Origin of the sequence: Pseudomonas sp. P4795 (genome assembly GCF_048822895.1) — a bacterium.
GTDB lineage: Bacteria > Pseudomonadota > Gammaproteobacteria > Pseudomonadales > Pseudomonadaceae > Aquipseudomonas.
Window position 1 is genome coordinate 61689 of the sequence record NZ_JBMFBT010000010.1, and the last position, 26952, is coordinate 88640.

The following is a 26952-nucleotide window of genomic DNA, read 5'->3' on the forward strand; positions in this document are numbered from 1 at the left end:
GTCTCACTTACTGTATTTGTCGCCACATTATGCGACGGCTGCCGCCGCCGCCCTTTTCCACAATGATTGTGATCGTGCCACTGGTGTCCAGCGTTCCCTTCCGCTCAGCATTACTGGAGACGAAGTTCAAGGTCGGAATGCCGCCGGTGAATATCACACCGCTGGAAATCGTGTCGCTGCTGTTGACCACGCCATCGGCGTTGGTATCGAGCACCGCGTAGTTGAGCATCTTACCGCTGAACGCATCGAGTTCGACCAGTTTGCCAGTCCCGAAACTCGCGCAGGGATCGGTGGTGTCGACACTGGCCGTGGTAAACACGATGCGCCCGAGGACGATGCTGGCCTGATTGATCACCCGCTCGCCCGTGAGCACGTTGTTATACACCAGCGGCAGATACCAGCCCTTCTCCGCCGGATACGTCGTGTCATTCTGAGTCGTGGTGAGGAACTGCCCGGAACTACCGGAGAATGATCCGGTAATCGCTTGGGCCTGCAAACTGCTGACGGTCAATTGTCCTGAGCCACCATCGGCATCCCACACGGAGTAGAACGCCTGCAAATCCTTGTTGGTCTTGTCGGCGGTCTCGTTGAATTTACCGGTGCCGACGAAGATCTGTTTGCCGCCGAGCGAGTTGTCCGCGAGCAATGGCTGTGCCGTGATCGGCTGCGTCACCCCGCCCGCCGTGGTGAACAACGGCTTGCCGGAAAACGCGACGCCCCAGCTGTCACTCGATGTAGCGCTCAGATCAAACTTCCACAAGCGCCCTTTCAAGTCGCCGCCATAGGCAGCCTGCACTACATTCTGCGAGTTGACCTTGAGCTTCACTGACGACAGGCCGTTGGTGGTTTCAGTGCTGTCGATCACGATCTTCCTGATCAGCGAACCATCGCGCACATCCAGCACGTACAACGCAGCCACTCCGGAGTTACTGCCATAGCCGTTGGCAATGAATGCCGCCCAGCGACCATCGGCCAAACGCGCCACTTCCGGGCGGGCGTAGGCATAACCCAGATCATTGAAAGCGTTCGCCGTGTTGGCAGTGGCCGGCGCGCTGACTTCCCACAACGCCTTGAGCACATTGCCCGCCGAGGCATCGAACAGTTGCAGCCCGTAGAAGGTCTTTCCGCCAGCGCCGGTGCCGCCAATGGCCAGAGTTTTCCAGGCCGTGCCGAACTGCGCGTCGAACACCCCGAGCTGCCCGTCCACCAGAAACTTGTGGCTGACACCGTTGACGTAATTGGTGTCGGCGATCAGTCGTAACGACGGCAACACACTGGATGGCATGTACGCAAAACGTCGGGTGCCATTCGCCGAGTTGATCACGCTGACAAAACCGTCGTTGGCATTCACCAGCAGATTGGCGTTCATGTTGGCCGCCTTGGTGGTCAGGTAACTGCTGTAAGTGGTGTCCCCGGACAGATCAGAAGCGGTCTTGTCAGTGGGCGAAGCCAGCACCAGCGGTGAATTGATGATGTCGCCGAGCAACACGCTGCGCACTTTGAGGCCGGCCTTGTTGACGCCTTTGCTCCACTCCACCAGATCAATGCCGCTGATGCCGGTGGGCAGGCCCTGACTGAGCGTGGTCTGCTGCGCCGGGGAAAAATTGCCATAGGCCAACGTTACCCCGGCGTTGCTCAAGGTGTTCCAGGACTGGTAAGTCGGTGCGGTGGCGGATGGCACGATGGTGGTGTCGGTCGTCCACTGCGCAACAGACGTATTAACCGCCCCGGCCGAGGTGAAACCGAACGACTTGATGGTGCCGCGCCAATCTTTGGGGTCATAGGTGGTTTGATAAAAACTGCTGCTACTGGTCAGCGTGGTACCGCTGGTCACACCCGCACCGCCGGAGCCAGCCTTGGAGGTGATGTCGCTTAACGCCGAAGACAGCGCGGCATTCAGGCCGGTACTGTCAGTCGCCTGGTAATACTTGCCTCGCCCGTAATCGGCGGCGTCCGAAAGCATGTCGTTGGAGGCGGTGAAGCCAACGGTGTAGGTGTTCATGTTCTGTTTAGGAAAGTCCACCGCGTTCCAGCTCTTGCCGGCCGCGTCGGTACCGGTTGAGCGCATGTCGATGTCGAAGGCGAATTTGGCGATGTCGTCCAGATACAGGGTGTCACCCTCCCCGTCGCCATTGAGATTGTCGCCGTCATTGTTGACGCCGTCCCAGTTCGGCAAGCGCGTGCCGCCCAAAGGATCATTGGTGGGAAATGTCCGGTCAAAGGTCGGCAATCCGTCGGTGATGACCACACCATAGTTTTTTTGGCAGCGGTACTGAATCGGGCTGGTGTAGGTCGCCGGCGTGCTGTTGTAGTACGGCGCCATCCCGCGCATGTAACGGGTGACTTCGTAATAGGCTTCCGCCAGCGGCGTGTTGGCCACGCCGCTCAGGCCGTTGATCGACGAGATCAGCGCGTTGTAGTTGTTGTCGGCCTGGGCCTGGGTGACGTTGCCACTGACCGGCGCCAGATCGCTGATCGCCCGGGCGATAAATCCACCGTTGCCCGAGTTGTTGCTGGTGGCAGGGTTGAAAGTCGCCAGCCCCATGCGCAGCGTGCGGTTGCTGGTGACCAATGCGCTGGAGACATTGCGCGCGACGTTGATCCGGTAGTCGTTGGGAATCGCGCCGGAGGTGAAATCGCGAGTACCGTTGCTGATGGCCAGTCCGACCAGATATGAGATGTAATCGGCCGAATAACGGGTGTCCTCGCCACCCACTGGATCCGGTAACTTCAGGCATAACGGTGCGACGCTGTTGTTGTAAAAAGCGTACGCCCCGCCGGAGCAGCCAGAGGTCGGCAAACTCGACAGGAACACGGTATCGCCAGTAATCGCCGGGGCATTCAGCGCCGAACACAACCCGAGGAATGCATTGCATTGCCGGGCCGGCGTGCGATTGGTGGTCGGGTCAAATCCTGCGGCATAGATGATGCTGTTCATGCTCCCGGAATCGTCGATCAGCAGCATGACGTTCGGCGGCACCGCTGCGGCACTAAGCAGCGGCGACTCAGACGGTGTGAAGGCGTACGCCGGGGCAGTCAGATACAGGATAAGCAGCATGCCGGTCAGCAGCGACCGCCAGATCGAACCGCGCTCAATACTTCGCATAGACACTCTCCACCACGCTGCGCGAACTGCCCGCCAGGCCGACAGCGGTGACCCGGTACAACGTCGCCGAGGTGTTGCTCGGGACGTTGACCGCCGTCAGGGTGGTGCCGATATTTTGTACGCCGTAAAAGCCACTGCCAGCAGTGATCCAGGTCACTCCAGAAGTGGAGTTGAGCCCCGCTGCCGTGACCACCGACGACTCTGCCGGCGGTGCGCACTGCGTGGCGCTGGCGCAAACCGGCAGCGTGTAGGTGTCGAGTTGCACCGCGCTTTCACCAATACGCAACGCCGCTTCTGCAGTCTGGAACGACTGATTGCGCAGACTCACGCTGCCAGCCATTTTTTCCTGGAGGTTGGCGCTTTGCATCGATGACAGGCCGATCAGCGTCAGCACCAGCAGAAACACCAAGCTGATCAACAAGACCATGCCGCGCTGAGCCAGACGCTGATGGAGGGTAATTCTCATCGTCCGCCCCTCACTGCAAGCGGTTGCGCAAAGCGGCAACCACGTTGAAGGTTTGATTGCGTACCCGACTGTTCGGGTCAGTGAGGGTCAGGCTCAGGCGCACACTGCGGATGCGCGCTGGATCGCCGGGGTTTGCGCTGTAGGTGGACGCTGCGATATCCGTAGCGGAACTCGCAAGGCCGAACATGACGGTGAAGGCACTGACGTTGTTCACCAGCACCTGCTGGGTCGGTGTGCCGCTACCGGTGCCCATGAGTATCTGGTTATTGCTGAAGCTGTAAATCAGCCGGCGGATGGGAAAGGCAATCTGGCCAGTCGCGGCGGCGCGCAGCCCCGTGTAAGCCGTTGCACTATTGCGGCAGTCGGAAACCACCGTCCATGTAGGCGTACCACCGCTGCTACCCACATCGGCCGTGACCAGGGTCAATTTGAGGTTGGCATTATCCCAACTGATCGGTGCGAGCTGCGCGGCATAAAAATCCCCCGTAGCGCTCGAATCGGTGATGGTGCCAAGGCATCCAAACATCCCGACCATGCGGATTTCCTGAATCATCTTGCTCAGGACGAAACGCGCGTCTTCCTGCATCGCGGCAGCGCTGTTCTGGCTGATATAGGTGTTTTTCGCCGCGATGAAAATCTGCACCACGCCCAGCACCACGATCAGCCCCAGCGCCAGAGTGATCAGCAATTCGATCAGACCAAACCCACGTTGATTGCGCTTCATGGCGTGACCACCGGATCGACGGTGGCGCGACTGCTCAACACGAAACTGCGCCGCGCGCTGGCGGTATTGGCGGCGCGGGCGTCATCCCAGGTGATGGTGATGGTGTAAACCCGTTGGTTGAGGGTGATGCTGCCAGTGGCGCTGGGGCCGCCGAAGGCGATGATGTTGGTGCTGAAATCGTAGAGATCCTGATCCCGCGCAACGCTCAGATTGCCGGCAGTCGGCGGTGTGCCGGTGTAGTCGGCGCCGGAGTTGGCGCGGATGCGGTCCATCATGTCATAGGCGATGAAACTCGCCTGGCTGGTCATACGCGAGCTGTCGGTGTACTTCAGCGCGTTCAACTGCACGGCCGCCGCGCCCAGTATCCCGACTGTCAGAATCAGCAACGCGACCAACACTTCAATCAGCGTCATGCCCTCCTGTGCGCTTTTGCTCCCTGCCCTCATCCGCAACTTCCACCCAATTGAATTCGTCCGTTCAGACACACGTTCAGCGTCCTGCTTTGCGTGCCCAGGGTATAGCTGATGACCACCGCCGTGGACGGGGCCGCCAGACCGCCGAGATTGTTGAAATCCAGCGCGGTCACTCCAGAGGGTAGCGTCAGAGTCGCGCCGCTGCTCATCGCTGGAACAACCCGCAATACATTGGCCGGAGTGCCAGTACTGCCGTAGACCGCCAATTCGCCGGTCCACACGCTGCCGCCGGCGCTCGGCCGCAAGCGTGTGGTCACACCCCGGTTAATGGCCTCCATACGAGCGTAGTTGAGGGCTCGTTGCAGGTCGCCGACTTCGGTGTCGGCCTTGCTGCCCTGAATTGAACGCGTAAAGGACGGCACCGCAATCGTGATCATGATCAGGAACACCGCGACCGCCACCATCAGCTCGATCAGCGTGAAACCTTTTGTACGATGATCCATCGATGCCCTCCGTAGCCTTCGGCTATACCTGCTTCTACACGCTAGAACATTCGACCGGACTGCGCCGGTTGATTTGCCACGACTGAGGCACGGATTGCCTTGGTCAACCGACCCCATGGAGGGAAGACGCATGCCGCAAACAGGTTTCACGCTGGTTGAACTGCTCATGGGACTGGCGATTGGCACAATTGTTCTGTCGCTGGTCAGTCCGGCGTTTGCTGCCTTTACCGAATCGAACCGTCGCGAACAAGCGGCGCAGTCACTGCTTGATGGCATTCGCAACGCACGGACGATGGCCATCACGCGCAATCAGAGCGTGGTGATTCATGGCATCAACGGCGATTGGAGTCAGGGCTGGCGGATCATTCTGGATATCAGCGGCAAGGGGTCGCAGGACAATGCCAATCCGCTGCTGATCGAACACGCCAGTGACGGGCGGATTCCGATTGTCGGTAATTGGTCGGTCAGTCGCTACATAAGGTTCAGCAGTCTGGGGCAACCGCTGATGCCCGGTCGGGCATTTCAGGCAGGCACATTACATATCTGCTCGGCACGCGAGCCGGTCAGCCAGCTGCAATTGGTGCTGGCGGCGACCGGTCGCGTACGCCTGGCCAGCGACAAGGCTGAACAGGCGCTGTGTACCAAGGCGCAGAGTGTTAAAGCAATGAACGCACGCGCAGCTCTTTAGGCATGGAGAAGGTGATGTTCTCTTCACGCCCGGCCAGTTCATCGGCGCCGGTCGCGCCCCAGGCCTGCAATTGCTGAATCACGCCGCGCACCAATACTTCCGGCGCGGAGGCACCCGCGGTGATGCCGATGCGCTCGACACCATCGAACCAGCTTTTTTGCAGGTCTTCGGCTCCGTCGATCAGGTACGCCGGAGTGGCCATGCGCTCGGCCAGTTCACGCAGACGGTTGGAGTTGGAGCTGTTCGGGCTGCCGACCACCAACACCACGTCGCATTCATCGGCTAATTGCTTGACCGCATCCTGACGGTTTTGCGTGGCGTAGCAGATGTCGTCCTTGCGCGGGCCGCCGATGGCCGGGAAACGTGTGCGCAAGGCATCGATGACGCGACTGGTGTCGTCCATCGACAGCGTGGTCTGGGTAACGAAGGCGAGTTTTTCCGGGTTGTGCACTTGCAGCTCGGCAACGTCTTTTTCGTCTTCGACCAGGTAGATCGCGCCACCATTGCCGGCGTCGTACTGACCCATGGTGCCTTCGACTTCCGGGTGACCGGCGTGGCCAATCAGGATGCATTCACGGCCGTCGCGGCTGTATTTCGCGACTTCGATGTGCACCTTGGTAACCAGCGGGCAAGTGGCATCGAACACTTTCAAACCACGGCCGGCGGCTTCGCTACGCACCGCTTGCGATACGCCGTGAGCACTGAAGATCACGATGACGTCGTCCGGCACCTGATCCAGCTCTTCGACGAAGATCGCGCCACGGCTGCGCAGGTCTTCAACCACGAACTTGTTATGCACCACTTCGTGACGCACATAGATCGGTGGCCCGAAGACTTCCAGGGCGCGGTTGACGATTTCGATCGCCCGGTCCACACCGGCGCAGAAGCCACGGGGATTGGCGAGTTTGATTTGCATGCTGTGCCTCGTGTCTTGCGCGCGAAAAATTGGCTCATCAGCAACCACTGTGGGAGCGAGCAAGCCTGTTCCCACAGTGGTTCTGCTGTATTGCTTAGAGAGCTTTGACGGAGAAAATTTCCACGTCAAAGGTCAGCGTCTTGCCCGCCAGCGGGTGGTTGAAGTCGATGGTCACTTGCGCGTCATCGAATTCTTTCACCACGCCCGGCAGCTCAGTATTGGCCGCATCGTTGAAGATCACCAGCAAACCGGGCGACAGTTCCATGTCCGCAAACTGCGAACGCGGAATGATCTGCACGTTTTGCGGGTTCGGCTGGCCGAACGCGTTTTCCGGCTCGACGGTCAGGGTGCGCTTGTCGCCAGCCTTGAAGCCGAACAACGCGGCTTCAAAACCCGGCAGCAGGTTGCCGTCACCGACCTTGAAAGTCGCCGGGGCCTTGTCGAACGTGCTGTCGACGGTGTCGCCATTTTCCAGGCGCAACGCGAAGTGCAAGGTGACTTCCGTGTTCTGGCCGATGCGTTGCTCAGCCAATACCTGATCAGTCATGAGCGGCTTCTCCGGTTTTTTTACTTTTGAACATGTCCAGTGCCAGCATCACTGCGCCTACGCTAATTGCGCTGTCGGCGATGTTGAAGGCCGGGAAGTACCAGCGGTTCTGCCAGTGCACCAGAATGAAATCGATCACATGGCCCAAGGCAATCCGGTCATACAGATTGCCCAGCGCGCCACCCAGCACCAACGCCAAAGCGACGGCCAGCCAGGTTTCGTCGCGACCCAAACGCTTGAGCCAGACCACCAGCACCGCACTGACCACAATGGCGATCAGGGCGAACAGCCAGCGCTGCCAGCCGGAGCTGTCAGCCAGGAAGCTGAATGCAGCGCCGGTGTTGTAGGCCAGGGTCCAGCTGAAGTAATCGGGAATAATCACGATCTGCTGGAACATTTCGAGCTTGTTTTCGAAGTAGAACTTGCTGGCCTGGTCGATGACCAGGACCAGCAAACTCAACCAGAGCCAGCTCAACCGTCCGAAACGGCCAATGGCATTAGGCATAGTGACGAACCTCGCCAGCGCCGCTGATGTTGTCTACGCAACGACCGCAGATTTCCGGGTGCTCTGGGTTCACGCCGACGTCTTCACGGCAGTGCCAGCAACGGGCGCACTTCGGGAAGGCCGATTTGACGATCTGCAGCTTCAAGCCGCTGACTTCGGTGACCACGGAATCGGCCGGTGCCTGCACGAATGGTGCAACGCTGGCGGTGGAGGTGATCAACACGAAGCGTAGTTCGTTGCTCAGCTTGGCCAGATCGGCGCTCAGCGCGTCTTCGGCAAACAGCGTCACTTCGGCTTGCAGGTTGCCACCGACGGCTTTGGCCGCGCGCTGGATTTCCATTTCCTTGTTGACCGCGACCTTGACGGCCATGATCCGCTCCCAGTACTCGCGGCCCAGTTCGAAGTTGGCCGGCAGTTCGGTCAGACCTTCGTACCAGGTGTTGAGCATTACCGACTCGTTGCGCTCGCCCGGCAGGTATTCCCACAGTTCGTCGGCGGTGAAGGCGAGGATCGGCGCGATCCAGCGCACCAGCGCTTCGGAGATGTGGTACAGCGCGGTTTGCGCCGAACGGCGGGCCTTGCTGTTGGCGCCAGTGGTGTACTGACGGTCCTTGATGATGTCGAGGTAGAAACCACCCAGCTCCTGCACGCAGAAGTTGTGGATCTTCGAGTAGACGTTCCAGAAACGGTATTCGCCGTAGTTCTCTTGCAGTTCGCGTTGCAGCAGCAAGGTGCGATCCACCGCCCAACGATCCAGCGCGAGCATTTCTTCGGCCGGCAAGATGTCGGTGGCCGGGTTGAAACCGGTCAGGTTGGAAAGCATGAAGCGCGCGGTGTTACGGATACGCCGGTAGGCATCGGCACTGCGAGCCAGAATCTGCTCGGACACCGCGATTTCGCCGGAGTAGTCGGTCGATGCAACCCACAGACGCATGATGTCGGCGCCGAGGGTGTCGTTGACTTTTTGCGGGGCGATCACGTTGCCCAGCGATTTGGACATCTTGCGGCCGGACTCATCGACGGTGAAGCCGTGGGTCAGCAGTTCGCGGTACGGCGCGTGGTTATCGATGGCGCAACCGGTCAGCAAGGACGAGTGGAACCAGCCGCGATGCTGGTCCGAACCTTCCAGGTACAGGTCGGCGCGTGGGCCGGTTTCGTGGCCCATCGGATGCGAACCGCGCAGCACGTGCCAGTGCGTGGTACCCGAGTCGAACCAGACGTCGAGGGTGTCGCTGATCTTGTCGTACAGCGGCGCTTCATCGCCCAGCAGTTCGGCGGCGTCCATCTTGAACCAGGCTTCGATGCCTTCGACTTCAACGCGCTTGGCCACTTCTTCCATCAGTTCGACAGTGCGTGGGTGCAGTTCGCCGCTTTCCTTGTTCAGGAAGAACGGGATTGGCACGCCCCAGTTGCGCTGACGCGAGATGCACCAGTCCGGACGGTTGGCGATCATCGAGTGCAGGCGCGCCTGGCCCCAGGCCGGAACGAACTTGGTTTCTTCGATGGCTTTGAGCGAGCGGATACGCAGGGTGTCGCCGCTGACTGGCTCTTTGTCCATGCCGATGAACCACTGCGCGGTGGCGCGGTAGATCAGCGGGGTCTTGTGGCGCCAGCAGTGCATGTAGCTGTGTTCGATGACGGTGGTGTGCAGCAACGCACCGACTTCGGTGAGTTTGTCGACGATGGCCGGGTTGGCTTTCCAGATGAACTGGCCGCCGAAGAACTCCAGCGTCGGCACGTAAACGCCGTTGCTTTGCACTGGATTGAGGATGTCGTCGTTGACCATGCCGTATTTCTTGCAGGTCACGAAGTCGTCCACGCCGTAGGCCGGGGCGGAGTGAACCACGCCAGTGCCAGCGCCCAGTTCCACGTAGTCAGCCAGGTACACCGGCGACAGACGGTCGTAGAACGGGTGACGGAAGTTGATCAGCTCCAGCGCTTTACCGGTGGTCGTCGCGATGACCGAACCTTCCAGGCTGTAACGAGCGAGGCACGATTCGACCAGTTCTTCAGCCAGCACCAGCAGCTTGTCGCCGACATCAACCAGCGCGTAGTTGAATTCCGGGTGAACGTTAAGCGCCTGGTTGGCCGGGATGGTCCACGGAGTGGTGGTCCAGATCACGATCGAAGCCGGTTTGCTCAGCGCTGGCAGACCGAATGCGGCGGCCAGTTTGGCCTCGTCGGCAATCGGGAACGCCACGTCGATGGTCGACGACTTCTTGTTCTCGTATTCGACTTCCGCTTCGGCCAGCGCCGAGCCGCAATCGAAGCACCAGTTCACCGGCTTCAGACCTTTGAACACGAAACCGCCCTTGACGATTTCGGCGAGGGCGCGGATTTCACCGGCCTCGTTGGTAAAATTCATGGTTTTGTATGGATTGGCAAAGTCGCCGATCACGCCGAGGCGGATGAATTCGGACTTCTGCCCTTCGATCTGCTCGGTGGCGTAGGCACGGCACAGTTCACGGGTCTTGTCCGCGCCCAGGTTCTTGCCGTGAGTCACTTCAACCTTGTGTTCGATCGGCAGGCCGTGGCAGTCCCAGCCCGGAACGTACGGCGCGTCGAAACCCGAAAGGGTTTTCGAGCGGATGATCATGTCCTTGAGAATCTTGTTCAGAGCGTGACCGATGTGGATCGTACCGTTGGCGTACGGAGGGCCGTCGTGCAGGACGAACTTCGGACGATCCTTGCCAATCTCGCGCAACTTTCCGTACAGGCCAATACTGTCCCAGCGCTGCAGGATCTGCGGTTCGCGCTGTGGCAGGCCGGCCTTCATTGGGAAGGCGGTGTCCGGAAGGTTTAACGTGGCTTTATAGTCGGTCATTTAAGGCTCTTCATTAGCGGTGGGCGCTAGGTGCGGCTAGTGCACGGGCGGCGGCGACATCCGCGTTGATCGCCGTTTTCAGCGCCTCCAGGGAGGCGAAACGCTGCTCTTCACGCAGCTTTTGGTGGAAAACCACCGTCAAACGCCGGTCATACAGATCGCCGGCAAAATCTAAAAGATGGACTTCAAGGTGGGCCTTGCCATCACCTTGCACCGTGGGCCGTACGCCGATATTGGCGACACCGGGCCAGGTCTTGCCGTCGATGTCGACGTCGACCAGGTAAACCCCGGTGAACGGCACGCGACGACGTTTCAGTTGAACATTGGCAGTGGGCGTGCCCAGTTGCCGAGCGAGTTTCTGCCCGTGCAACACGCGACCGGCGATGCGGTACGGGCGCCCGAGCAGGCTTTCAGCCAGGGCAAAATCGGCGGCGGCCAACGCATTGCGCACCTGGGTGCTGCTGACACGAATGCCATCCAGTTCGACGGTTTGCGCCGCTTCGACGGTGAAACCCCGAACCTGCCCGGCCTGCAACAGGAAGTCGAAATCGCCGAGGCGGTCGCAACCGAAGCGGAAGTCGTCACCGACCTCAAGATGTTGCACGCCGAGGCCATCCACCAGAATTGTGTCGACGAATTCACTGGCGCTGAGTTTGCTCAGACGCTGGTTGAACGCCAGGCACAACACCCGGTCAACGCCCTCGGCGGCGAGCAATTGCAGCTTGTCGCGCAATCGGGCCAGACGCGCAGGTGCGGTGTCCGGCGCGAAGAATTCCCGTGGCTGCGGCTCGAAAATCACCACGCAGCTGGGTACGCCCAACTCGAGCGCACGCTCACGCAGTCGGGCCAGGATTGCCTGGTGACCACGGTGAACACCGTCAAAGTTGCCAATAGTGGCGACGCAGCCCCGATGCTGGGGGCGCAAGTTGTGGAGGCCTCGAACCAGCTGCATAACGCGCTTCTTGCTCATAAAGTGGCCGATTATAACCACACCCGGCGGCAGACGACAGGCAACACCGTAACCCAAAGTGATCGAGCCGACAAAACTGCCGGCCCGAGCATCCCGATGTGGGCCGAAACCCTAGCTCAGCGCCTTGCGATTGAAGTCGCGCAGACGAAAGCCCATCAACAGCAACATACCGAAATAGCTCACCACGCCGGCCGCCACCAGAGCGCCCAGACGCAAGAAGCGCTCAAGCATGCCGCCCTGCTCCCAGGCCGGCATGAAATGCATGCCGACCAGCAACACCAACGACATCACCGCTACCGCCACCAGCAGCTTGAAGCCGAACTTCGCCCAACCCGGTTGCGGCTGATACATCTGCTGCTTGCGCAGTTGATAGAACAGCAGCCCGGCGTTGAGGCAGGCGCCGGCGCTGATCGCCAACGCCAGACCGGCGTGAGCCAGCGGGCCGATCAACACCAGGTTGAACAGCTGGGTGACGATGAGGGTGAAGATTGCGATTTTTACCGGTGTACGGATGTTCTGTTGCGCATAAAAGCCCGGGGCCAGCACTTTGATCACGATAATGCCCAGCAGCCCGACAGAATAGGCAATCAACGCCCGTTGCGTCATCGACGCATCGAACGCACTGAACTGGCCGTACTGGAACAGCGAAACCGTCAGCGGCTCGGCCAGAATCCCCAGCGCCAGCGCACACGGCAGCACCAGGATGAAACACAGGCGCAGACCCCAGTCGAGAATCCGCGAATACTCGTGGCGATCCTTGCTGGCGTAAGTCTTGGCCAGTGTCGGCAGCAGAATCGTGCCGAGCGCCACACCAAGCACGCCGGACGGCAACTCCATCAAGCGGTCGGCGTAATACATCCACGACACCGAACCGGCCACCAGAAACGAGGCGAAAATCGTGTTGATGATCAGCGAGATCTGGCTGACCGACACGCCGAGGATCGCCGGCAGCATCTGCTTCATCACGCGCCAGACGCCGGTATCGCGCAGGTTCAGGCGTGGCAGCACCAGCATGCCGATCTTTTTCAGGTGCGGCAGTTGATAGAGCAGCTGCGCCAGACCACCGACCAGTACCGCCCAGCCGAGGGCCATGACCGGTGGATCGAAGTACGGCGTGAGGAACAGTGAAAACACGATCATGCTGACGTTGAGCAAGGTCGGCACGAAGGCCGGCACCGAGAATCGGTTCCAGGTGTTGAGAATCGCCCCGGCCAGCGAGGACAGGGAAATGAGCAATATATAAGGGAAGGTCACTCGCAGCAGATCGGAGGTCAGCTGGAATTTTTCCGGCGTATCGGCAAAACCCGGCGCGGTGGCCCAGATCACCCAGGGCGCAGCGATCATGCCCAGCGCGGTCACCAGCGCCAGAACGAGGGTCAGCAGGCCCGTCACATAAGCAACGAACGTGCGAGTCGCCTCTTCGCCCTGCTGACTTTTGTATTCCGCCAGAATCGGCACGAAGGCTTGGGAAAATGCGCCCTCGGCGAAAATTCGCCGCAGCAGATTGGGCAGTTTGAAGGCGATAAAGAAGGCGTCGGTCGCCATCCCGGCACCGAATGTACGGGCGATGAGCGTGTCACGAACGAACCCGAGAATCCGGGAAAGCATGGTGATAGAGCTGACGGCGGCCAACGATTTGAGCAGGTTCATTGAGGGAATTAGTGCCTGTCGATAAACAGCAGGCGAACAATGCGCCTACTTGTGCGATACTCCGCGCCGCAACAGCACAGAGCCAAAGCTCGCGAGTTTACAGGTCACACGCCGGAAAGAAATATCCCGTCGCAGTACACCTACCACTTAGCGGAACGTTTCAAGCGCCCTTGACAAGACTTCAACTCATCGGCATGATTCGCGGCCTATTTTGTTTGCTATTTCCTAAAAAGTCTTTCGAGGAGCTCGACGGTGGCCAACACACCTTCCGCCAAAAAACGTGCAAAACAGGCTGAGAAGCGTCGCAGCCACAACGCCAGCCTGCGTTCCATGGTTCGCACCTACATCAAGAATGTAGTTAAAGCCATCGACGCAAAAGACGCTGAAAAAGCTCAAGCTGCATACGTTCTGGCTGTGCCAGTTATCGACCGTATGGCCGATAAAGGCATCATCCACAAGAACAAGGCTGCTCGCCATAAGAGCCGTTTGAATGGCCACGTAAAGGCCCTGAACGTTGCCGCTGCTGCCTAAGCGAAGCGTTCGTTAAAAAACCGACCTCCGGGTCGGTTTTTTATTGCCTGCGATTTGCTGAAAACACGGCAAAAAAAGAGGAGCACCTGGCTCCTCTGTTTTTATCGGCAGATTACTTCACCGGAACCCACGGCAAAATCGGGATCGCGGTCACCGCATTCTGCGGACTACCCTCAATCACGCGGTCGCTGTAGACCAGATACACCAGGGTATTGCGCTTCTTGTCGAGGAAACGCACCACCTGCATGGTCTTGAACACCAGCGACGTGCGCTCCTTGAACACCTCGTCACCGTCCTTCAGCTCACCCTTGAAGCTGATCGGCCCGACCTGACGGCAAGCAATGGAAGCCTCGGCACGATCCTCAGCCAGACCCAGACCACCCTTCACACCACCAGTCTTGGCGCGCGACAGATAGCACGTCACACCCTCAACCTTCGGATCATCGAATGCTTCGACGACGATCCGGTCGTTCGGCCCGACCAACTTGAACACGGTCGATACCTGACCGATCTCCTCGGCCGAGGCCAGCAATGGCAGTGCCACCAACAGACCCAACAATCCCTTTACTACGCGCATCGACTTTTCCTTAGACCAGAATCAGATTGTCACGATGAACCAGTTCCGGCTCAGCCATGTAGCCCAGCAAGCCGACAATTGCATCTGACGACTGACCGATGATTTTTTGCGCCTCGAGCGCACTGTAGTTGGCCAGACCGCGGGCGATCTCGCGACCATCCGGCGCCACGCACACGACCATTTCGCCGCGACGGAAACTGCCCTGCACAAGCTTGACGCCAACCGGCAACAGACTTTTGTTGCCCTGCGACAGCGCCGAAACCGCGCCATCGTCCAGCACCAGCGTGCCACGGGTTTGCAGATGCCCGGCCAGCCACTGCTTGCGCGCCGCGAGCATGCCGCGCTCTGGCGACAACAGCGTACCGATGCGCTCGCCTGCTTTCAGACGATCAAGCACACGCTCAAGACGCCCACCGACAATGATCGTGTGTGCACCGGAGCGTGCCGCCAGACGTGCCGCACGCAATTTGGTCTGCATGCCGCCACGGCCCAATGCACCACCGGTGCCGCCAGCCACCGCATCCAGCGACGGATCATCGGCGCGCGCTTCGTAAATCAGCTGCGCATCAGGATTGTTGCGCGGATCAGCGTCGAACATGCCGTCGCGATCCGTAAGAATCACCAGCAGATCGGCCTCGACCAGATTCGCCACCAGCGCCGCCAGCGTGTCGTTATCGCCGAAACGGATTTCGTCGGTGACCACCGTGTCATTCTCATTGATGACCGGGATGACTTTCAGCTCGACCAGCGCACGCAAAGTGCTGCGAGCGTTCAGGTAGCGCTTGCGATCAGACAGGTCGTCATGGGTCAGGAGGATCTGTGCGGTGTGCAGACCGTGCTCGCCGAAGCTCGATTCCCAGGCTTGCACCAACCCCATCTGGCCGATTGCCGCAGCGGCCTGAAGCTCGTGCATCGCACTGGGTCGGGTGCTCCAGCCCAAGCGGCTCATGCCGGCCGCCACTGCCCCGGAGGACACCAGCACCAGCTCGACGCCGGCTTCATGCAGGGCCACCATCTGCTCGACCCAGACCCCCATTGCCGCACGATCCAGCCCTTTGCCATCTGCTGTCAGCAAAGCGCTGCCGATCTTCACGACCCAACGCTGCGCACCTGTCACCTTGCTCCGCATCATCTTCAACCTTAGCTTGAGGACAGCGCGACCCGGCGCTGCCCGTGACGTTAATCGTGGTTATTGGTGACCAACGATCGATTTCCAGATACTAAAACGCCGCTCGATTGAGCGGCGTTCAAGTTTATCGCAACAGATCAGTCACGCACGTAAATGATTTCCGGACCGTCTTCGTCATCCACATCTTCTTCATCCCAGTCATCGTCGCCGATGTCGTGGACCGACTTCACGCCGCTGCGACGCAGGGCACGCTTGTCATCCAGCGCCTGCAATTGCGCACGAGCTTCGTCTTCGATGCGCTGATCGAGATCCGCCAACTCTTCCTTATAAGCAGGATCTGCAGCCAGACGATCGGCACGATCTTCCATGTAGCGCATGATGTCGCGGCACAGACGCTCGGTACCGAGCTTGGAAATGGCCGAGATCACGTACACCGGACCAGTCCATTCAAGGCGATCAACGATTTCCTTGACGCGAGCATCGTGCTCTTCTTCAAGGATCTGGTCGCACTTGTTCAGCACCAGCCAGCGATCACGCTCGGCCAGCGACGGGCTGAATTTGATCAGCTCGTTGACGATCACTTCAGCAGCGTCCGGGGCGCTGGCGTCATCCAGCGGCGCCATATCCACGAGGTGCAGCAGCAGACGCGTACGCGCCAAGTGCTTGAGGAAGCGAATGCCCAAGCCGGCACCGTCGGAAGCACCTTCGATCAGCCCCGGAATATCCGCGACGACGAAGCTCTTCCAGCGATCGACGCTGACCACACCGAGGTTTGGCACCAGCGTGGTGAACGGGTAGTCGGCGACTTTCGGCTTGGCAGCCGAGACCGAACGGATAAAAGTACTTTTACCGGCGTTCGGCAAGCCCAGCAGACCTACGTCGGCCAGTACTTTCATTTCCAGTTTCAGGTCGCGCTGCTCACCCGGTTTGCCCGGAGTGGTCTGACGCGGCGCGCGGTTGGTACTGGATTTGAAACGGGTGTTACCCAGACCGTGCCAGCCGCCCTGTACGACCATCAACTTCTGACCCGCCTTGGTCAGGTCGCCGATGACTTCCTGGGTAGCCGAGTCGATGATGGTGGTGCCGACCGGCACGCGCAGCACCAGATCTTCACCTTTCTTGCCGGTGCAGTCGGTGCTGCCGCCGTTGGAGCCACGCTCGGCATCGAAGTGCCGGGTGTAACGGTAGTCGACCAGAGTGTTGAGGTTTTCGTCGGCCATCATATAGATGGAACCGCCGTCACCGCCGTCACCGCCGTTCGGGCCACCGTTTTCAATGAATTTTTCCCGGCGGAAACTCATGGCACCATTGCCACCGTCGCCAGCTTTTACGCGAATCGATACTTCATCTACAAACTTCATAACCAACGCCTCTCGCCATACGGACGAGCCGAAAAACAATCAAGACATAAGACTCTTGCAAAAATGAGCGCAGCGACCCCAATCCACGACCTACATCGTACGCCGACAGCCCATACAAACAGTTTTGCAAGAGACTCACCCCACAAACGAAAAAGCCCCGTCGCGAGACAGGGCTTTTCCAGCGATCGCGCAATTAAGCGGCGACAACGCTCACGTAACGGCGGTTGAACGCGCCCTTTACTTCAAACTTGATCACGCCTTCGATTTTCGCGAAGAGGGTGTGATCTTTACCCATGCCAACACCGTAACCGGCGTGGAATTGGGTGCCGCGCTGACGAACGATGATGTTGCCCGGAATGATTTTCTGGCCGCCATACATCTTCACGCCAAGGCGTTTGGCTTCTGAGTCGCGACCGTTACGGGTACTACCACCAGCTTTTTTGTGTGCCATGAGTCAATTCTCCTAGTGAGGAATTAGGCTGAAATTAAGCCTGAATACCGGTGATTTTGATCTCGGTGTACCACTGGCGGTGGCCCATACGCTTCATGTGGTGCTTACGACGACGGAACTTGATGATGCGGACTTTATCGTGACGACCTTGGGAGATCACTTCAGCCACAACGGTAGCGCCAGCAACAACTGGAGCGCCGATGTTCACGTCATCGCCATTGGCGACCAACAGAACGCGATCAAAAGTAACGGATTCGCCGGTAGCGATTTCCAGTTTTTCGATCTTCAGGTATTCACCTGGGGCGACCTTGTATTGCTTGCCACCAGTAACAATTACTGCGTACGACATGGTATTTCTCCGATAATCCTGCTCACCCAGCTCTTTATAAGAAGAGGTATTGGCTGGCATGGCTGCATTGGGCTGGAGGCCCGATTGCAATTGCGTAAGGCAGGTGCTGCCCAGGAAGTTCAGGGTGCGCGATTGTACGCAAGCTTCGGGAGTCACGCAAGAGGCCGTCCATCGCGCCTTGACACCTGCCGATGTGGGTCCTAGCATGCCGCGCAACCCTTCTGGAGCGACTGTCGCTGATGCAACCCCAAGCTTTCTACCGCGCGGTGGCGGACGATTTTAGCGCCGTCGACGGCATCATCAAGAAGCAGCTGACTTCCCGCGTGCCGCTGGTATCGAAAATCGGCGACTACATCACTTCGGCCGGCGGCAAACGTCTGCGTCCGTTGCTGGTTCTGTTGTGCGGCAAGGCTCTGGGCCGTGAAGGCGATGACATGCGCCTGCTGGCCGCCACCATCGAATTCCTGCACACCGCAACCCTGCTGCATGACGACGTGGTCGACATGTCCGGCATGCGCCGTGGTCGCTCGACCGCCAACGCCATGTGGGGCAACGCCCCGAGCGTGCTGGTCGGCGACTTTCTGTATTCGCGCTCGTTCGAAATGATGGTCGAACTCGGCTCGATGCAGGTGATGAAGATCCTGTCCCAGGCCACGCGCATCATCGCCGAAGGCGAAGTGCTGCAGTTGTCCAAGGTGCGCGATGCCAGCACCACCGAAGAAACCTATATGGAAGTCATCCGCGGCAAGACTGCGATGCTCTTCGAGGCCTCGACCCACAGCGCTGCCGCTCTCGCCGGTGCCAGTGCCGAGCAGAGCGAAGCCCTGCGCACCTTCGGTGATCACCTTGGCGTGGCGTTCCAGCTGGTCGACGATTTGCTCGACTACAAGGGCGACGCGGCAACCCTGGGCAAGAACGTCGGTGACGATCTGGCAGAAGGCAAGCCGACGCTGCCGCTGATCTACACCATGCGCGAAGGCACGCCGGAACAGGCAGCCTTGGTGCGCCAGGCGATCCAGAAAGGTGGGATCGAAGATCTCGAAAGCATCCGCATTGCCGTGGAAGCCTCGGGTTCGCTGGAGTACACCGCACAGTTGGCGCGTGATTACGTGGCCCGTGCGATCAAGTGCCTCGATGCGCTGCCGGCCAGTGAGTATCGCGATGCGTTGGTTGAGCTGAGTGAATTTGCGGTTGCCCGAACGCACTGATCAACACTGCAGTACCACGAAACCGCAGCCTCCATTGGAGCCTGCGGTTTTTTGTTGACTGCCCATTCAGTTAAAACCCTATACAATGTGCGACTTTTAGCGATCCCTACCAAGGAGCCTTAGTGAGCACGTTGCCACCCTGCCCGAAATGCAATTCCGAATACACCTACGAAGACGGTGCCCAACTGATCTGCCCTGAGTGCGCCCACGAGTGGACTGCCGGCGGCGAAGCCGAAGTTGCGTCCGATGATGCCGTGAAGAAAGATTCGGTCGGCAACGTCCTGCAGGACGGCGACACCATCACCGTGATCAAGGATCTGAAGGTCAAGGGCACTTCGCTGGTGGTCAAGGTCGGCACCAAGGTCAAGAACATCCGCCTGTGCGATGGCGACCACGACATCGACTGCAAGATCGACGGCATCGGCCCGATGAAGCTCAAATCCGAGTTCGTCAGAAAAGTCTGATTCTGCTGTCAGCCCTCCCCCGCATCAGGCGTGGGAGGGTGCTTCGCCCTCCCCGCTTCTCCCCAGCAAACCCTCGCAATAGCCAAACGCCAGCCGTTTTGACCTTACGCAATCTTTACCCACGAAAAATCACAATCCGCCAATAGGCGCTTGCTATTTGATGAATAAGAATTATTCTCATTGAAACCTTTCAAGGAGAATAACCATGACTTATTTGATCGACGCCTGGCTGGATCGCCCACACCCTTACCTCAGGATCCTCCATCGGGAAACCGGGGAAGTCTGTGCGGTGCTTGAAGAAGAAGCCCTGCATGAATTGCAGGATCAGGGCGATCTGGATGTCAGTGGACTGAGTTCCAGCGAGCCGATGGTGCTCAAGGAGCTGGTGCGCAATCTGTTCCTGTTCTGCTACGCCCGTGCATTGCGCCCGACCAGTGAACTGCAGCACAAGATCGAAGTATGAGAAAGGCTGAGGAACCCTGCACAAGCAATGCTTGTGCAGGGTAACCGGATTACAGAACGTCGAGCAGCTCGACGTCGAATACCAGAACGCTGTGCGGCGGGATGCTGCCAACGCCTTGAGCGCCGTAAGCCAGTTCGCTCGGCACGTACAGACGCCATTTGCTGCCGGCATTCATCAATTGCAGCGCTTCGGTCCAGCCAGCGATCACGCCGCCAACCGGGAATTCTGCAGGCTGACCACGATCGTAGGAGCTGTCGAAGACAGTGCCGTCGATCAGGGTGCCGTGGTAGTGAGTGCGCACTTGATCTTCACGGGTCGGCTTGGCGCCTTCGCCTTGAGTCAGTACTTCGAATTGCAGGCCGGAAGCCAGAGTGGTGATGCCGTCTTTCTTGGCGTTTTCAGCCAGGAATGCCAAGCCTTCACCAGCCGCCGCTTCAGCTTTGGCAGCGGCTTCGGCTTGCATGATTTCGCGGATAACCTTGAAGCTGGCGGACATTTCTTCCTGACCGACACGGCTTTCCTTACCGGCGAAAGCGTCGGTCAGGCCAGCCAGAATCGCGTCCAGGCTCACACCCGGTGGCGGGTTGTCGCGCAGCTGGTCACCCAACTGACGGCCAATGCCGTAGCTGACGCGGGTTTCGTCGGTGGACAGATTTACTTCGGACATGACACTGCTCCGCTGTGCGGACGGCCGCAAGACATGCCGTGCGTACACAGCGCGTCCCGGCGCGCCCGGAACCAAAAGGGCGAGCAGACTAGCACAGATGTTCCGGCATTGATCAGCGGGGCAGACCTACAGCGCTGAACGCCAGGCGATCGGCACTTTCAGGCTTTCCTCGGCGCTGGCGCCGAGCCCGCACATTTCATCGTGCACCGAGGTGTGCACCAGGTTAAACGGCAATACCGGAAAGGTATGCAATACGTCCCGCGCATGTTCGACCGAGCGCAGTTTGAGCATCTGCCCCTTCGGATCGCTGAGCGGATACGCCGCTCCATGCATCCTTGCCTCAAGCAGGTAAATCCCGCCCTCCAGCGAGATCAGATTCAACTCCTGGACCTTCCCGGCGACGGCGAACGCATTCAACTCTTGCAGATTCATGGACACACCCCACGCAGTGGCGAGACTGGACTCTTACAGGGATATGCCTCGGCGCGCAAAAGTACAACCCACAAACGAAGCCGCCCGTCTGTTTCGCAACAGACGGGCGGCTTCGCGTTGAAGAGATCGCTACGCGACCCAGCGGGAGCAAGCTCCCTCGCCACAGATATTTGGCGCAATACAAATCAGTGCTTGGTGATCTTGTCCAGATAACCCATGGCGCAAGCCGAGACCACGAAAGTCATGTGGATGATCACGTACCACTTCAGATGCTCGGGATCGACGTTCTTGGCGTCCATGAAGATCCGCAGCAAGTGAATCGAAGAGATCGCCACGATCGACGCCGCGACTTTCATTTTCAGCGACGACGAGTCCATGGTGCCCAGCCAACTGAGCTTCTCCTTGCCCTCGTCGATGTCCAGTTCAGAGACGAAGTTCTCGTAGCCGGAAATCATCACCATCACCAACAGGCCGCCAACCAGCGCCATGTCGATCAGCGACAGCAGCACCAGAATCAGATCCGACTCGGCCATCGCGAAAACATTGGGGATAACGTGGAACACTTCCTGGAAGAATTTCAGCGCCAGCGCCAGCAATCCCAGTGACAGACCGAAGTAGATCGGCGCCAGCAGCCAGCGCGAAGCGTACATTGCATTTTCAATAAAGCGTTCCATCGTTACTCACACAAGGGGCTGGAAATGGCCGCGAGTATATCAGCCCCTAATGACAGCCAGAAATAGCCCGAAATACCTCCGCCCACGCGTATGTATCAAAGGTTTTCTGCTAGTGTCGAAAACAATGCCAGCCCGGCGACAGTGGACAGGACAACTGGAAATGCATGTGCGATTACCATTAGCGACGACCGCAATTTGCCTGGCCCTGCTCCTCGGTGGCTGTTCGCCCGATGACGAGAAACACCCGCAGACTCTCGAACAGAAGACTGCACAGTTCGAACAGTCGCTGGATACCATCAGCGATCCCAAGCTCAAGGACGCCGTCACCGAACTCGGCGGCTCGCTGCTGTTGCTCGAACGCGCGCAGCAACGGCTCGACGATAAGCCGGCGACAACCGAATACGGCGAAGACGCCCTCGGCGTGCTCAAGCACTACCCTTCGCCGCAGGCACTGGTCGATACCTTCATCAACGGTCTGTTTGTGCTGCACAAGGATTCCAGTTCCGACTACCTGACCGACCTGCAACCGGTGTTCCCCTTCAACCTGAACATTCCCGGCGGCTTCCTGTTCCCGCATGGCGTGGAATGGCAGTCGGTGACCCTGAGCGACAACCGCGTGATCGCCTTCCAGCCGGAATGGTCGGAAACCGACCCCGGAATCCAGCTCAGCCCATCCAGCTCGAATGTGACCAACCCCGATGATCTGACCGTGACTTACCCGTTCATCGACGGTCTGGACCGGGACAAGGACAAACAGCCGCAACCGGTCAGCCTGCAAGGCCAGGTCGAAGTCATCGCGCCGAAGCGCCTGCACACTTTCAACCTGAGCAAGAACGACATCGGCCAGACCCGCAGCGATGACAACCTCAGCGTCACCCTGGTCAAACTTGAGAAGAACTACGCCGAAGTCGAATTCAGCAACAGTTCGCCGCTCGCCGAGGAAGTCCGCGAAACCCCGCTCAACCCGCTGATCGTCCAGGCGCGCGACAACACGGGGCAGTATCTGGGGCGCGCCGGTTCGATCAACGAAAGCCCGGCGCAAGTTGCGTTCTATCAGAAACAACTGGCGCAGTTGCAACAGGCAACGACCTGGAGTGACACCCTGGAAAAACAGCTGAACGACGAGCAAAACGCCTTCGAACAGCAGCATCCACGCCGCTACAACAAGGTCTACTTCAATGGCCCCATCGAGACACTTGAAGTCAGCGTGCTGGACTTTTCGCAAGCGACAGTAACCCGCAAAACCCTTGATCTGCCGATCCGCGAATTTGACGCGCACACCACCGCCAAAGCCGTGCAGCCGCTCGATCTGCCAATCACCGCCTATGACGATCGGGCGGTGAACTGGCTCAAAGGCGCCAGCCTCACCGAAGATCAGTTGAAAGCCAGTGTGCATATCCGCCAGTCGGTGGAAGATCCCAGCGCGGCGCGCATCGAGTTCGATCACCGTAAAACCTTCAATGATGAATTGCTCGGTGATGACCTGAGTCCCGGCGTCAGTCCGGTAACGTTCTTCACCGAGAAACGCGGCGGCAAACTTGATGAGCCGATTGAACTGCCGCCCGAGGCGTATCAGGTCGATCCGCTACAAGCGACCATCACCTACGACCTGAACCTGTTCCCGGAAACCCCGGCGATTGCCGTCGGTTCGATACCGTTGTTCCTGGCGAAGGTTGCCAAACAGTCGTTCGACGCCAAGTCCCTGCCCAAGGGCCTGGAGGTCAGGAACAACACGTTGGTGGTGGATTTGAAGACCTTCCCCGCCGATGAATGGCGATTCTTCGTCAAAGACGCCAGTGGCAACTACCTCAAGCAGATTCTTTCGGTCAGCCATGATGCGAGCGCAGAAGGCCCGGCGGTGTTCGGCGTGCATTATTTCTATGGGCGCCCCACGCAGGTGGAAACCTACCAGCGCACCGACCTCGCCACCGTGCAATATGGCTTTGAGGTCAAACTCGACAAGGCGCAGACCCAGAGTGCTGCGCCGTGATCACGCCTAGTGGTCGAAAACGCCAACAGGACGCCCGCGCCCACCGTTGATCTGGCGCAGTTGCGCTTGCAGATGCAACGACCAGATCTGCGGATCGCTGGCCAGCTCGTAGCCGTGCATTGTCAGGCTTTCAACAATGGTGTCGAGGATTGATTCGGCGGCGATCGGCCCATGAAACGGGCCTTGAGCCTTGATGGCGGAAGGTTGTTCACCGGCCATGCCGGCGGCGAAGAGCAGCGTCCACATGCCGTTATCACCGGCCAACGGCTTGATGGCGCATTCGATACGGGTCACAAGACCCAGGCACTGACGGGTGAGACAGAGGTTGCGCGACATGGCGGCGACCCTCGGTAAAGCCGTTATTCAGCCCTTGCTGAAGAGCTGTTTCGATCCACTGATCCTGTCCTTATCCTTGAGCTGAGAATAGAAGAAAAGTTCGCCTCGCAAGCCGAACGGAACCAGAAGGCGCCGAATGGTCATTGTGTGAATATTGGCGCCAGAGTGATGGCACTTTTCTCGACATGCAATCCAAGTAACTGTGGGAGCGGGCTTGCCCGCGATGGCGTAGTGTCAGTCAATATTTGAGTCAACTGACAGTCAGTCATCGCGGGCAAGTCCGCTCCCACAGTGTTGTGCGGTGCGAATGGGTTACGCCGGTTTGGCTTCGGCCAGTGCCTCCAGCGCCAACTCTTTCTCGGCTTCTTTCAGATCCTCTTCGCTGATCATCTCGGCAATTACCCGCAAGCGCTCCACCACCCGCGCGTTGACGCTGCCTTCAGGAAACTCGCCATCCTCATTCGGCGCACCCGCCGGCTCGCCGACCAACAGGCTCAATGCCTCGTCGGCCTGACGCACGGCGTAAACGTGGAACTGCCCGGCACGCACTGCCGCCAGCACTTTCTCATCGAGCATCAGCGTCGCAACGTTGGCCTGCGGAATGATCGCGCCCTGCTCGCCGGTCAGCCCGCGGGCCTCGCAGAGACGGAAGAAACCTTCAATCTTCTCGTTGACCCCGCCAACCGCCTGCACTTCGCCGAACTGGTTGATCGAACCGGTGATCGCGAAGCACTGCTTGAGCGGGGTTTTCGACAACGCCGAAATCAGCGTGCACGCCTCGCCCAGCGACGCGCTGTCGCCGTCCACGTAACCGTAGGATTGCTCGAGCGCGATGCTCGCAGAAATCGCCAACGGGAATTCCTGCGCGTAACGGCTGCCCAGATACCCGGTCAGAATCATCACGCCTTTGGAGTGAATCGGCTGGCCCAGGTTAACCTCGCGCTCGATGTCGACGATGCCACTGCCGCCCGGATACACCGTGGCGGAAATCCGTGCCGGTACACCGAACGCCGAGTCGCCGACTTCCAGCACAGTCAGCCCGTTGCATTTGCCAACCGCTGCGCCATCGGTGTCGATCAGGATGATCCCGGCGAGCATGTCGTCGAGAATCCGCGCCGACACGCGACCGGTGCGCGTGGCTTTGGCCTTCAACGCGCGTTCGATGTGGCCGGCATCGGTCATCTCATCGCTGGCCAGATGGCGAATGAAATCCGCCTCGCTGACCAGCTGGAACAGATCACCGATGCGCGCCGATAAACGCCCCTGATGTTCGGCCAGACGCGCGCTGTAAGTGGCCAGACGCGCCACCGCATCGGCGGTCAGCGGCGCCATACCTTCTTCCGAAGTACGGGTTTTCAGCAACTGGGCGAATTGCTCGAGGCTTTCGTCGACCATAGGGATGTCTTCGTCGAAGTCCACCAGTACCCGGAACATCTCCTGGAAGTCCGGATCGAGGTCTTGCAGCGTGTAATACAGCGACCGCGCCCCGATGATGATGACTTTGACGTTCAACGGAATGAACTGCGGGCTGAGGGTCATGGTGGCGAAACGGCCCATCTCGCCCAGCGGCGATTCCATTTTCAGCTTGCGCGATTGCAGGGCGCGTTTGAGCGCATCCCACACGAACGGCTCGCCGAGCATTTTCTCCGCTTCAAGGATCAGGAAACCGCCATTTGCGCGGTGCAGGGCACCCGGGCGCAACTGGCGATAAGTGGTGTAGAGCGCGCCCTGATCGGTGGCGTATTCGATGCGTCCGAAAAGATTTTCGTAGGTCGGATGCGGCTCGAACACCACCGGCGCACCGCCGCTGGACGGGTGACCGACCACCAGACTCGGTGCGTATTGCTCTTCCAGCAGCTTGCGCGCCACCGCGTCGGTCTTGCTGTCGTCGACCAGTTGCTCGACCACGGTTTTCAGCAGATAGACCTGCACCGCTTGCAGATAACCGCAGACCGCAGCGTTCTCGGCGTACTTTTCCGAGAGCGGCGCGAGCAGTGGCTGCAAGGCCAGTGTGATGGTTTCTTCGTTGAGGTGACGCAGTTGATTGCTCGACTCGCGCTTCCACTGCGGCAGACTGGCGAGTTCTTCGTTCAGGCGTTCTTCCAGCCAGGAAATGTCGTCGTGGAAACGCTCGCGGTCGACTTCCGGCAACTGGGCGAATTCGGCTTCGTCCAGCGCCTTGCCGTCGAGCATCGGCGTGAACGCGATGTTGCTGCTGTCGCGGTACAGCGCGACGTCTTTTTCCAGCGCCAGACGCTCGATGATGTCCAGCGCCTTGTCGTAGCGCTGGTTGAAGGCGCGGTCGATGGCGCTTTTCTTTTGCTGGTAGGACGGGTGTTCGAACACCGCCGGAAACGTCGCCAGCAGGTTGTCGATCAGGCCGTTGATGTCCGTGATGAACGCACCGGCAGTGCCGGCCGGCAATTCGAGCGCGCGAGGTTCGCGCGGCTCATCGAAATTGTTCACGTAGACCCAGTCCGCCGGGGTTTGCAGGCGTTTGCCTTCGGCCTTCAGATAGCGTTTGACGAACGAGAACCGGCCGGTGCCGGGCTCGCCCATGACGAACACGTTGTAACCGGGGCGTGGCATGGCCACACCGAACTGCAAGGCCTCGACCGCGCGTTCCTGGCCGAGCACACCGCGAAAGGGCTCCAGATCATTGGTGGTAGTGAAGCTGAACTGTTCAGCGGAAAACGGACGGGTCAGCGCTTCGGGCGCTAGACGCAAGCTGGCAGCAACAGGATCAGGCATCGGGCTTCCTTAACAATCAGGCGGGGCAGATAGCGGCATTCTGGCGCTGCCCGTGCCCCACTGGCAAGGCGCGCCATACGACAAAGCATAGACAACAGGCTAACCCGAGGTCCGGCCTCGGGAAACCAGTGTTTATTCCAAATATTGTGCAAAAAATCACGGAACCCTCGGAATGTGCCTAAACTCCAAACTGCGCGGCTGGAACTAATAACCGGCCCACTGGCACCGCAAGGCGCCAGAACCCCTGTCCATTGGTA

General features: G+C 59.3%; 27 protein-coding genes. 6 read left to right on the forward strand and 21 right to left on the reverse strand.

The genetic code is table 11. The annotated features are described in order from the left end of the window. Positions 1-7: 7 nt before the first annotated feature. Genes ACOI8A_RS24450 through ACOI8A_RS24470 form a run of 5 tightly spaced genes read right to left on the reverse strand, consistent with a single transcriptional unit; the run spans position 8 to position 5212 of the window. Positions 8-3106: a pilus assembly protein gene (locus ACOI8A_RS24450; RefSeq protein ID WP_420648435.1), complete on the reverse strand. Its 3099-nt coding sequence runs from the start codon at positions 3104-3106 to the stop codon at positions 8-10. After that, positions 3093-3572: a pilus assembly PilX family protein gene (locus ACOI8A_RS24455; protein ID WP_420648436.1), complete on the reverse strand. Its 480-nt coding sequence runs from the start codon at positions 3570-3572 to the stop codon at positions 3093-3095. Before ACOI8A_RS24455 ends, ACOI8A_RS24450 begins: the two co-directional genes overlap by 14 nt. Positions 3573-3582: 10 nt before the next feature. Next, the gene (locus ACOI8A_RS24460; protein WP_420648437.1) at positions 3583-4296 is read right to left on the reverse strand and encodes a PilW family protein; all 714 of its coding nucleotides are present in this window, start codon (positions 4294-4296) and stop codon (positions 3583-3585) included. Continuing rightward, positions 4293-4742, reverse strand: a complete 450-nt coding sequence (gene pilV, locus ACOI8A_RS24465) for a type IV pilus modification protein PilV (protein WP_420648438.1) — start codon at positions 4740-4742, stop codon at positions 4293-4295. Before pilV ends, ACOI8A_RS24460 begins: the two co-directional genes overlap by 4 nt. Further along, positions 4739-5212, reverse strand: a complete 474-nt coding sequence (locus ACOI8A_RS24470) for a GspH/FimT family pseudopilin (protein ID WP_420648439.1) — start codon at positions 5210-5212, stop codon at positions 4739-4741. The genes pilV and ACOI8A_RS24470 overlap by 4 nt, the downstream gene beginning before the upstream one ends. Before the next feature lie 130 nt (positions 5213-5342). Between ACOI8A_RS24470 and ACOI8A_RS24475 the strand changes: the two genes are divergently transcribed. Beyond that, the gene (locus ACOI8A_RS24475; protein ID WP_420648440.1) at positions 5343-5900 is read left to right on the forward strand and encodes a GspH/FimT family pseudopilin; all 558 of its coding nucleotides are present in this window, start codon (positions 5343-5345) and stop codon (positions 5898-5900) included. On the opposite strand, the gene ispH is transcribed toward ACOI8A_RS24475, so the two are convergent. The 6 genes from ispH to murJ form a co-directional block, all read right to left on the reverse strand. Then, positions 5869-6816 (reverse strand): 4-hydroxy-3-methylbut-2-enyl diphosphate reductase, encoded by a 948-nt coding sequence (gene ispH / locus ACOI8A_RS24480; protein WP_420648441.1) that lies wholly within the window; start codon positions 6814-6816, stop codon positions 5869-5871. The genes ACOI8A_RS24475 and ispH overlap by 32 nt on opposite strands. Positions 6817-6910: 94 nt before the next feature. Then, positions 6911-7348: an FKBP-type peptidyl-prolyl cis-trans isomerase gene (gene fkpB / locus ACOI8A_RS24485; RefSeq protein ID WP_191624081.1), complete on the reverse strand. Its 438-nt coding sequence runs from the start codon at positions 7346-7348 to the stop codon at positions 6911-6913. Positions 7349-7355: 7 nt separating this feature from the next. Then, complete coding sequence (lspA, locus tag ACOI8A_RS24490; RefSeq protein WP_420648442.1) at positions 7356-7868, reverse strand: signal peptidase II; 513 nt, start codon at positions 7866-7868, stop codon at positions 7356-7358. Beyond that, positions 7861-10692, reverse strand: coding sequence for an isoleucine--tRNA ligase (gene ileS, locus ACOI8A_RS24495; RefSeq protein ID WP_420648443.1), 2832 nt, complete (start codon positions 10690-10692; stop codon positions 7861-7863). Before ileS ends, lspA begins: the two co-directional genes overlap by 8 nt. Before the next feature lie 13 nt (positions 10693-10705). Continuing rightward, a complete protein-coding gene (gene ribF, locus ACOI8A_RS24500; RefSeq protein ID WP_420648444.1) occupies positions 10706-11644 on the reverse strand; it encodes a bifunctional riboflavin kinase/FAD synthetase in 939 nt (312 codons plus the stop codon). A gap of 129 nt (positions 11645-11773) precedes the next feature. After that, complete coding sequence (murJ, locus tag ACOI8A_RS24505) at positions 11774-13312, reverse strand: murein biosynthesis integral membrane protein MurJ (protein ID WP_420648445.1); 1539 nt, start codon at positions 13310-13312, stop codon at positions 11774-11776. Positions 13313-13564: 252 nt separating this feature from the next. Here murJ and rpsT point away from each other — a divergent pair, with 252 nt between their 5' ends. After that, positions 13565-13843 carry a 30S ribosomal protein S20 gene (gene rpsT, locus ACOI8A_RS24510; protein WP_003185593.1) on the forward strand — a complete coding sequence of 93 codons (279 nt, stop codon included), beginning with the start codon at positions 13565-13567 and terminating at the stop codon, positions 13841-13843. Between the two features lie 112 nt (positions 13844-13955). Here the strand turns inward: rpsT and ACOI8A_RS24515 are convergent, their stop codons facing one another. The 5 genes from ACOI8A_RS24515 to rplU form a co-directional block, all read right to left on the reverse strand. Continuing rightward, the gene (locus ACOI8A_RS24515; protein ID WP_420648446.1) at positions 13956-14420 is read right to left on the reverse strand and encodes a CreA family protein; all 465 of its coding nucleotides are present in this window, start codon (positions 14418-14420) and stop codon (positions 13956-13958) included. A 10-nt stretch (positions 14421-14430) separates the two neighbouring features. Beyond that, positions 14431-15549 (reverse strand): glutamate 5-kinase, encoded by a 1119-nt coding sequence (proB, locus tag ACOI8A_RS24520; RefSeq protein ID WP_420648621.1) that lies wholly within the window; start codon positions 15547-15549, stop codon positions 14431-14433. A gap of 137 nt (positions 15550-15686) precedes the next feature. Further along, complete coding sequence (cgtA, locus tag ACOI8A_RS24525; protein WP_420648447.1) at positions 15687-16910, reverse strand: Obg family GTPase CgtA; 1224 nt, start codon at positions 16908-16910, stop codon at positions 15687-15689. A gap of 193 nt (positions 16911-17103) precedes the next feature. Next, on the reverse strand, positions 17104-17361 hold the full coding sequence (rpmA, locus tag ACOI8A_RS24530) for a 50S ribosomal protein L27 (RefSeq protein WP_003176049.1): 258 nt from the start codon (positions 17359-17361) through the stop codon (positions 17104-17106). Between the two features lie 34 nt (positions 17362-17395). Then, on the reverse strand, positions 17396-17710 hold the full coding sequence (gene rplU, locus ACOI8A_RS24535) for a 50S ribosomal protein L21 (protein ID WP_003176051.1): 315 nt from the start codon (positions 17708-17710) through the stop codon (positions 17396-17398). A 239-nt stretch (positions 17711-17949) separates the two neighbouring features. Between rplU and ACOI8A_RS24540 the strand changes: the two genes are divergently transcribed. The 3 genes from ACOI8A_RS24540 (at position 17950) to ACOI8A_RS24550 (ending at position 19845) form a co-directional block, all read left to right on the forward strand. Further along, positions 17950-18918, forward strand: coding sequence for a polyprenyl synthetase family protein (locus ACOI8A_RS24540; RefSeq protein WP_420648448.1), 969 nt, complete (start codon positions 17950-17952; stop codon positions 18916-18918). Positions 18919-19040: 122 nt separating this feature from the next. Then, positions 19041-19382, forward strand: a complete 342-nt coding sequence (locus ACOI8A_RS24545; protein WP_420648449.1) for a zinc ribbon domain-containing protein YjdM — start codon at positions 19041-19043, stop codon at positions 19380-19382. Between the two features lie 205 nt (positions 19383-19587). Then, positions 19588-19845, forward strand: coding sequence for a hypothetical protein (locus tag ACOI8A_RS24550; RefSeq protein ID WP_420648450.1), 258 nt, complete (start codon positions 19588-19590; stop codon positions 19843-19845). A 49-nt stretch (positions 19846-19894) separates the two neighbouring features. Here the strand turns inward: ACOI8A_RS24550 and ACOI8A_RS24555 are convergent, their stop codons facing one another. The 3 genes from ACOI8A_RS24555 to ACOI8A_RS24565 all read right to left on the reverse strand — a co-directional run bounded on the left by ACOI8A_RS24555 (position 19895) and on the right by ACOI8A_RS24565 (position 21618). Next, positions 19895-20512 (reverse strand): FKBP-type peptidyl-prolyl cis-trans isomerase, encoded by a 618-nt coding sequence (locus ACOI8A_RS24555; RefSeq protein ID WP_420648451.1) that lies wholly within the window; start codon positions 20510-20512, stop codon positions 19895-19897. Between the two features lie 126 nt (positions 20513-20638). Next, positions 20639-20944 (reverse strand): DUF6482 family protein, encoded by a 306-nt coding sequence (locus ACOI8A_RS24560; protein ID WP_420648452.1) that lies wholly within the window; start codon positions 20942-20944, stop codon positions 20639-20641. 185 nt (positions 20945-21129) lie between these two features. Next, positions 21130-21618: a TIGR00645 family protein gene (locus tag ACOI8A_RS24565; RefSeq protein ID WP_420648453.1), complete on the reverse strand. Its 489-nt coding sequence runs from the start codon at positions 21616-21618 to the stop codon at positions 21130-21132. Positions 21619-21778: 160 nt separating this feature from the next. Between ACOI8A_RS24565 and ACOI8A_RS24570 the strand changes: the two genes are divergently transcribed. Then, entirely contained in the window at positions 21779-23608 is a 1830-nt protein-coding gene (locus ACOI8A_RS24570; protein WP_420648454.1) for a hypothetical protein, read from the forward strand. Positions 23609-23614: 6 nt separating this feature from the next. Here ACOI8A_RS24570 and ACOI8A_RS24575 read toward each other — a convergent pair whose 3' ends face one another. Then, the gene (locus ACOI8A_RS24575) at positions 23615-23944 is read right to left on the reverse strand and encodes a hypothetical protein (protein ID WP_420648455.1); all 330 of its coding nucleotides are present in this window, start codon (positions 23942-23944) and stop codon (positions 23615-23617) included. Between the two features lie 312 nt (positions 23945-24256). After that, the gene (locus tag ACOI8A_RS24580) at positions 24257-26695 is read right to left on the reverse strand and encodes a Lon protease family protein (protein ID WP_420648456.1); all 2439 of its coding nucleotides are present in this window, start codon (positions 26693-26695) and stop codon (positions 24257-24259) included. Between the last annotated feature and the right edge of the window lie 257 nt (positions 26696-26952).

What these genes read in the sequence shown, in the direction of transcription:
- cgtA (WP_420648447.1), bottom strand. Translation starts at nt 16,910, where the DNA reads ATGAAGTTTGTAGATGAAGTATCGATTCGCGTAAAAGCTGGCGACGGT.
- lspA (WP_420648442.1), bottom strand. Translation starts at nt 7,868, where the DNA reads ATGCCTAATGCCATTGGCCGTTTCGGACGGTTGAGCTGGCTCTGGTTG.
- ribF (WP_420648444.1), bottom strand. Translation starts at nt 11,644, where the DNA reads ATGCAGCTGGTTCGAGGCCTCCACAACTTGCGCCCCCAGCATCGGGGC.
- ACOI8A_RS24565 (WP_420648453.1), bottom strand. Translation starts at nt 21,618, where the DNA reads ATGGAACGCTTTATTGAAAATGCAATGTACGCTTCGCGCTGGCTGCTG.
- pilV (WP_420648438.1), bottom strand. Translation starts at nt 4,742, where the DNA reads ATGAGGGCAGGGAGCAAAAGCGCACAGGAGGGCATGACGCTGATTGAA.
- ACOI8A_RS24540 (WP_420648448.1), top strand. Translation starts at nt 17,950, where the DNA reads ATGCAACCCCAAGCTTTCTACCGCGCGGTGGCGGACGATTTTAGCGCC.
- ACOI8A_RS24555 (WP_420648451.1), bottom strand. Translation starts at nt 20,512, where the DNA reads ATGTCCGAAGTAAATCTGTCCACCGACGAAACCCGCGTCAGCTACGGC.
- ACOI8A_RS24455 (WP_420648436.1), bottom strand. Translation starts at nt 3,572, where the DNA reads ATGAGAATTACCCTCCATCAGCGTCTGGCTCAGCGCGGCATGGTCTTG.
- ileS (WP_420648443.1), bottom strand. Translation starts at nt 10,692, where the DNA reads ATGACCGACTATAAAGCCACGTTAAACCTTCCGGACACCGCCTTCCCA.
- ACOI8A_RS24575 (WP_420648455.1), bottom strand. Translation starts at nt 23,944, where the DNA reads ATGTCGCGCAACCTCTGTCTCACCCGTCAGTGCCTGGGTCTTGTGACC.
- rplU (WP_003176051.1), bottom strand. Translation starts at nt 17,710, where the DNA reads ATGTCGTACGCAGTAATTGTTACTGGTGGCAAGCAATACAAGGTCGCC.
- ispH (WP_420648441.1), bottom strand. Translation starts at nt 6,816, where the DNA reads ATGCAAATCAAACTCGCCAATCCCCGTGGCTTCTGCGCCGGTGTGGAC.
- ACOI8A_RS24515 (WP_420648446.1), bottom strand. Translation starts at nt 14,420, where the DNA reads ATGCGCGTAGTAAAGGGATTGTTGGGTCTGTTGGTGGCACTGCCATTG.
- rpmA (WP_003176049.1), bottom strand. Translation starts at nt 17,361, where the DNA reads ATGGCACACAAAAAAGCTGGTGGTAGTACCCGTAACGGTCGCGACTCA.
- ACOI8A_RS24550 (WP_420648450.1), top strand. Translation starts at nt 19,588, where the DNA reads ATGACTTATTTGATCGACGCCTGGCTGGATCGCCCACACCCTTACCTC.
- ACOI8A_RS24470 (WP_420648439.1), bottom strand. Translation starts at nt 5,212, where the DNA reads ATGGATCATCGTACAAAAGGTTTCACGCTGATCGAGCTGATGGTGGCG.
- murJ (WP_420648445.1), bottom strand. Translation starts at nt 13,312, where the DNA reads ATGAACCTGCTCAAATCGTTGGCCGCCGTCAGCTCTATCACCATGCTT.
- ACOI8A_RS24570 (WP_420648454.1), top strand. Translation starts at nt 21,779, where the DNA reads ATGCATGTGCGATTACCATTAGCGACGACCGCAATTTGCCTGGCCCTG.
- ACOI8A_RS24475 (WP_420648440.1), top strand. Translation starts at nt 5,343, where the DNA reads ATGCCGCAAACAGGTTTCACGCTGGTTGAACTGCTCATGGGACTGGCG.
- ACOI8A_RS24580 (WP_420648456.1), bottom strand. Translation starts at nt 26,695, where the DNA reads ATGCCTGATCCTGTTGCTGCCAGCTTGCGTCTAGCGCCCGAAGCGCTG.
- proB (WP_420648621.1), bottom strand. Translation starts at nt 15,549, where the DNA reads ATGCGGAGCAAGGTGACAGGTGCGCAGCGTTGGGTCGTGAAGATCGGC.
- ACOI8A_RS24560 (WP_420648452.1), bottom strand. Translation starts at nt 20,944, where the DNA reads ATGAATCTGCAAGAGTTGAATGCGTTCGCCGTCGCCGGGAAGGTCCAG.
- ACOI8A_RS24450 (WP_420648435.1), bottom strand. Translation starts at nt 3,106, where the DNA reads ATGCGAAGTATTGAGCGCGGTTCGATCTGGCGGTCGCTGCTGACCGGC.
- ACOI8A_RS24460 (WP_420648437.1), bottom strand. Translation starts at nt 4,296, where the DNA reads ATGAAGCGCAATCAACGTGGGTTTGGTCTGATCGAATTGCTGATCACT.